The organism is Manganibacter manganicus (assembly GCF_002075885.1).
GTDB classification, from domain to species: Bacteria; Pseudomonadota; Alphaproteobacteria; order Rhizobiales; family Rhizobiaceae; genus Mesorhizobium; species Mesorhizobium manganicum.
On the sequence record NZ_MDET01000030.1, the window covers coordinates 22,488 to 28,487 of the forward strand.

Genomic DNA, 6,000 nt, shown 5'->3' on the forward strand with positions numbered 1-6,000 from the left:
CAATCTCCACATCATCATCTTGCAATCTGAATGACGGAGAAGCGCAAACTGCTGCCGACAGAAGAGCGTACCGACCGCAGATTCAATCTGACCTATGTACCAGAGTGCGATCTTGGCCGCCTGAGAAGCTTACGCTTCAAGAGCGTATCCAATCCCGTTCGCTTTTGAAGCGCAGCATTCGTCTTCCGACAATCGTGGAACGGTGGATAAGCTAGTCAATCGCGCTAGGTGCGGCATGTCATGCCCCGCGGAAGAAGGCGGAGGTTTGGTGGCAGACATCCCGTGTCTCTTACGCGGATAGAGCCCGCGCAATCAAATTGCAAATGCGGCGGATACTGCCTCCAGCGGTTCCAACGCCCTACAGGTTCTATGGCGTGCGTTTGGGTTTCAAAAGAGCCTGCGAATCCGTGGCCAATTGTTGCACCGCGATACGGATCAATTCTGGAAGGTTCCGGGCCCCGAGCTTCACCTTGAGTTGAGAGCAGCTATTCGCAACGGTTTTATAGCTGATGTTGAGATCGCTAGCGATCTCGCGATACGGCTTCCCTTCTGCAAGCAGCGTCAGTGTCTGCAATTCCCTGGGCGATAATTCTGCCAGAGCACCTTCGCTACGCCGTGAACCTAACATGGCGACTTGAATTGCGATATCATGGTTCAGGTATGGCTTTCCGCAACGAACCGTCTGAAAAGCGTCTAAAAAATCGCGAGGGCCAGCTTCCTTCAGGACATAGCCTGTCGCCCCGGTATCCAAGGAGCGGCTGACAATGTAGGGATCGCTGTACATACTCAACACCAATATCGGAACACGGGGATCATGCACACGCATCCTATGGATCAAATCAAGCCCGCTAAGCCTGTTGCCTTGTAGCGAAAGATCTACAATGATGACATCTGGCCTCGCGCGCCGAAACAGGCGATACCCGCTGATAGCATCACCGGCTTCGACGACCTCACAGACGCCTGCGTCCTGCAGAACCCGTCGGCAGCCTTGCAACACGATAGGGTGATCGTCCACTATCAGGACACGTGTCACAGCCGGCCCCCGCTTTTTCGGCTTCGTTCTAGCGCGTTAATCCGCTTTTGGACATTATCGACAGGAATGATAATCTTCAGAGAGCTACCCGTCTGCGCCGTGCTCTCTATCGCGAAGCGGCCACCCAACGCACGTACGCGCTCGTCCATGCCAGTCAAGCCGAAGCCCCATTGGGCATTCTGCGGAATTCCCCGTCCATTATCGCGTATCGTAAGTTTGACGGCGGTCGAGCTGTCTGGTCGTTCGTCGGATGACAATCCACTCGTGGGCGTCTCCTGCAGCGAAATCCGAACGGAGCTTGCATCAGAATGGCGTTCGGCATTCGTGAGGCCCTCTTGAACACACCTATAAACCGTCAGGTCTATTGTGTCGCCGTAGCTATGCGCAATCGTATTAACTGCGCAAGAAATTCCGAGTCCCGGATTGAGGCGCTCGAAGTCAGCGATCAGTGCAGTCAGCAGTTCCGCCAGCGAGACATGACCGAGCGCCATAGGACGGATTCTGCTCAAAAGACGGCGGTTTAGCTTCTGCATTTTGTCGGTAATCTCGCTGACCGTTTCGACCCGGTCGCGCATTCGAGCCGCCGATTTTGCCGGGATTGCGTGGAGAAATTGCTCCAGCGAAGCTATATTTGCCCTGATTCCGAACAAGCAAGGCCCGATCTCATCGTGAAGTTCCGTGGCGATGAGCCGGCGTTCGTCGTCCTGAACCGTGACCAGCTTCCGCGTCAGTTGGTTGTTATTGGCCTTCGCCGTAGCAAGGCGGTCCGCAAGAGCATTGAAGCGATCGGCGATGTGAGCCAATTCTACCAGCCGAGGTCGTGGCAAGCGATGCTGGAACTTTCCTTCCTCAAGGTGGCGCAAGCCTCTGTCGAGGTCTGCAAGTGGATGCAGGACCCGCCCTAACGCGAAGTAGAGTATGGCGAAAATTATCAAATTCAGAATGAAAGCGACGGCAGCCAGCTTCTTGCAGTCCTCCCAAACTTCCGCGATCTCATCACCAGCGTACCCGACAAGAATAACGGATCCAATTTGGTGATCGGCGATGCCGATCCTCATTTCACGCCTTATCTCATCAACCTGTACAAGTTTCGTGAACCAGTCCGGCACACGCGCTTCGCGACCGTTTGCGGTGAGGCCGTCTGCTATCGGCAATAGGGCAGCCCTACTCCCGGCACGATTGGTTACGAAAACCCGGACATGTCGGATATAGCCGATCTGCGCCGCCAGTGACGTCAAAATCTCGCGGTCATTTGGTCCGGAAACGACGCGCCGAACGGCTTCGTTTACAAATCGCTCCGCCAGGTGCATGGACGCGTTGATTTCAACTGCAGCTGCGCGGCGCGCGTCATAGATCGTCACGACGGCTGCGATAATGCCGGCTATGAAATTAGCAAGAATGAAAGCGGTCAGGATCTGCCACCGGAGTGACATTCGATACCACAAGCGGGAGGGGCGGTCGTGGGAACCAGAAACGTACGGACATGATTGAGATGAAGAGGAGATGGGTGCTGAATGATCGGCATCTCCGTCCGCAATAACGGTCATTGCTCATCCTTTGCGTCTGGCGAGTCCCGAAGCGAAAGCTCATACGTAATTTATGGCATACCGGCCACAATATATTGCCTTCAATCGCCGCAAGGCTTTCATGGTGCGGTTCGCAAGTGAATTAAAAATCGCTTACTCAACAAGGGACATACCTTCGTACCAGCAGACTATTGGCAATATGTTCGGGAACTTTTGGCAATAAGATCGCGCATGAGTTCCATAGCGCGGTCTTGGCAGAGCCACTATTGTGAAGATGCACCCGCCCAGACGTGATGGTAGTGCACGCAAAGTAGTGGCCGGGAGGCCCTCCCTAAAATCATCGGGCCTCCCGGATATTTCTAGAGCGCTGACGTTTAAGGCCAAAATGCTACAAAGAAGGGATATTCGAGAACCGAGAAGAACGTCAAAGAACTCGACGTTTGTTGGCCGTATAGTCCGCCACGGGCACCTTGACTTCGCTTTTTTCCGACAAGTTCGGACTTTGGCGCGAGAATTGGTTATTTGTTTATGACAGATGCGAGACCACGCAGCGTCGCGGTCTTCTTGGGCGCACTTGCTCTTGCGGTCAATGGCCTCGCGGTTAACGGTTCATCTGCCATAGCGCAGGAACAGCCGGCCCAGGCCACGGCGGCGAAGAAGGCTGAAAAGCCGATCACAGAAATCCGGATCGGCTATCTGCGTGCTTTCAAGCCGCATCTGACGCTTTCCCTGCTTGACCAGCCGCCCGAGGACGAAGGCATTGCCGGAGCCAATGTGGCGATTGCCGACAATGACACGACCGGCAAGTTCCTGCGTCAGCATTTCACCCTCGACACGATCCAGATCAAGCCCGAGGACGATCCGGTCGCCGCCTTCAACCAACTGGTCGCCAAGGGCGACCGCTATGTGGTGGCCGATCTTTCGGCCAGGCAAATTCTGGCGATCGCCGACATCGCCCGCGACAAGGGCGTGCTGATCTTCAATATCGGCGCCACCGACGACAGCTTGCGCGAAGAGAATTGCCGCATCAACGTCTTCCACATCGCGCCGACGCGCTCCATGCTGGCCGATGCGCTGGCGCAATATCTGATGTGGAAGCGCTGGCCGAAATGGGTGCTGATCTACGGTTCGCATGAGGGCGACCATCTCTTTGCCAATGCGCTGCGCCGGGCCGCGTCGCGTTTCGGCGGCGAAATCCTGGCGGAGAAGGAATTCAAGGACACCGGCACGGCGCGCCGCACCGACACTGGCGCGGTGCAGATCCAGAAGCTGATCTCGACCTTCACGCAGGGGCTTCCCGATTACGACGTGATGCTGGTCGCCGACGAGAGCGAGGTGTTCGGCACCTATGTGCCATACCGCACCTGGATGCCGCGCCCGGTGGCCGGAACCACCGGGCTCGTGCCCTCGGCCTGGCACCCGGCCAGCGAGCAATGGGCCGGCATTCAGATGCAGAGCCGTTTCCTCAAGGCCACCGGGCGGCGCATGCTGTCCAAGGACATGCTGGCATGGACGGCGGTTCGCGTCGTCGGCGAGGCGGCCACCCGCGCCAAGGGCACCGATCCCGAGACGATGGACGCCTATCTGCGTTCCGACAAGTTTTCGGTCGCCGCCTTCAAGGGGCAGAAGCTGACCTTCCGCGACTGGAACCTTCAGCTTCGGCAGCCGATCCTGCTGGGCGACACCAGGTCGGTCATCTCGACCTCGCCGCAGGAAGGCTATCTTCATCAGGTTTCCGAACTGGACACGCTCGGCGTGGACAAGCCGGAAACCAAATGCGTTCTCAAATGAACCGAACGGGAGGAATTCAGGTGCGACCAAGAGCATTGATCCTGGCCATGCTTGCCGCCAGCGTCACCGGCGGCCCCGCCTTCGCCTATACCGCCTATGTCTCCAACGAGAAGGGCAATTCGATCAGTGTCGTCGACACCGACACGATGAAGGTGGTCAAGACGGTCGATGTCGGCCAGCGGCCGCGCGGCATCACCATCTCGCATGACGGCAAGTTCATCTATCTGTGCGCCAGTGACGACGACACGGTTGAGGTCATCGACACCGCGACCATGGAGATCGTCAGTTCGCTGCCGTCCGGGCCGGACCCCGAGCTTTTCGTGCTCTCGCCCGACGGCAAGAAGCTCTACGTCGCCAATGAGGACGACAATCTGGTCACCGTCATCGATGTCGAGAACAAGAAGGTGCTTTCGGAAATCCCGGTCGGCGTCGAGCCGGAAGGCATGGGGATAAGCCCGGACGGCAAGGTGCTGGTCAATACGTCCGAGACCACCAGCATGGCGCATTTCATCGACACCGAGACGCATGAAGTGGTCGACAATGTGCTGGTCGACACCCGGCCGCGCTATGCCGAATTCACGCCGGACGGTTCGCAGGTCTGGGTCAGCGCCGAGGTCGGCGGCACGGTCAGCGTCATCGACAACGCCAAGCGCGAGGTGGTGCACAAGATCACCTTCGAGATCCCCGGCCTCAGGGCCGAGACGATCCAGCCGGTCGGCGTCAATATCAGCGCCGACGGCAAGAAGGCCTATATCGCGCTCGGTCCCGCCAACCATGTCGCGGTGGTCGATACCAAGACCTACGAGGTGCTGAAATACATCCTCGTCGGCCAGCGCGTCTGGCATCTGGCGTTCACGCCGGACCAGAAGACGCTGATTTCCACCAACGGCAATTCCAACGACATCACCTTCATCGATGCGGCGACGGACGAGCCTGTCCAGTCGCTCACCGTGGGCAAGGAGCCCTGGGGGGTCATCGTCGCACCGAACTAGAGCCCGGTCCCGAAAAGTCGCAGGCTTTTCGGATCAGGCTCCATACCACCTGCCAAATTGCAACCAACGGGGAGAACATGATGAAATTTTGCACCGCCATCGCCTTGATCGCCTTTACGGGGCTTGGCCTTAGCCCCCTTGCGGCACATGCGGCCGACGATGACGATGATGCGCCGCAGCACACGCGTTCAAGTCAGAACGTGCCGGAGCTGATCATCGGCTCGAAAGATTCCAACTATGACGTCAACACCAAGGATTTCGAACTGATTGCCAACCAGGGCTATCGCTGGAAGATCACCTCCGAGGGCGGCTTCGAATACAAGTTCATGACCGATCTGTTCCGCAATGTCTGGGTCGACCAGATCGTCATCGACGATCTCGAGGTTCACATGGCCGGCGCCCCGGCCTGGCTGGAATTCGACGACAAGGGCACCATACTGGTGCAGTTCCATACGGTTCGGCCAGGCAAATACACATGGTCGGTGCCCGATCTCGCCGACAAGGGCGTCAAGGGAACCATAACCATCAAATAGCCGGCTTTCTTCCCGTCTTATTAATGGGAGGAAAGGAGCACTGCTTGCAGCATGTGAGAACAATCGACCGTGAAGGCAAACCGGCGGCGCTCGATGTCGCCGGCGTCAGCCATTTCTACGGCCAT

Annotated in this window: 5 protein-coding genes; 3 read left to right on the top strand and 2 right to left on the bottom strand. The window is 57.5% G+C overall.

The annotated features are described in order from the left end of the window. Positions 1–367 precede the first annotated feature (367 nt). Complete coding sequence (locus BFN67_RS17035; protein ID WP_080920747.1) at positions 368–1,033, bottom strand: response regulator transcription factor; 666 nt, start codon at positions 1,031–1,033, stop codon at positions 368–370. After that, on the bottom strand, positions 1,030–2,580 hold the full coding sequence (locus BFN67_RS17040) for an ATP-binding protein (RefSeq protein WP_080920748.1): 1,551 nt from the start codon (positions 2,578–2,580) through the stop codon (positions 1,030–1,032). Before BFN67_RS17040 ends, BFN67_RS17035 begins: the two co-directional genes overlap by 4 nt. A 507-nt stretch (positions 2,581–3,087) precedes the next feature. Between BFN67_RS17040 and BFN67_RS17045 the strand changes: the two genes are divergently transcribed. From BFN67_RS17045 to BFN67_RS17055, 3 genes are all read left to right on the top strand, one after another. Next, positions 3,088–4,350 (top strand): ABC transporter substrate-binding protein, encoded by a 1,263-nt coding sequence (locus BFN67_RS17045; protein ID WP_080919901.1) that lies wholly within the window; start codon positions 3,088–3,090, stop codon positions 4,348–4,350. A 47-nt stretch (positions 4,351–4,397) separates the two neighbouring features. Continuing rightward, positions 4,398–5,342, top strand: coding sequence for a YVTN family beta-propeller repeat protein (locus BFN67_RS17050; protein WP_245295248.1), 945 nt, complete (start codon positions 4,398–4,400; stop codon positions 5,340–5,342). 77 nt (positions 5,343–5,419) lie between these two features. Next, positions 5,420–5,875 carry a hypothetical protein gene (locus tag BFN67_RS17055; protein WP_245295245.1) on the top strand — a complete coding sequence of 152 codons (456 nt, stop codon included), beginning with the start codon at positions 5,420–5,422 and terminating at the stop codon, positions 5,873–5,875. Positions 5,876–6,000: the final 125 nt, after the last annotated feature.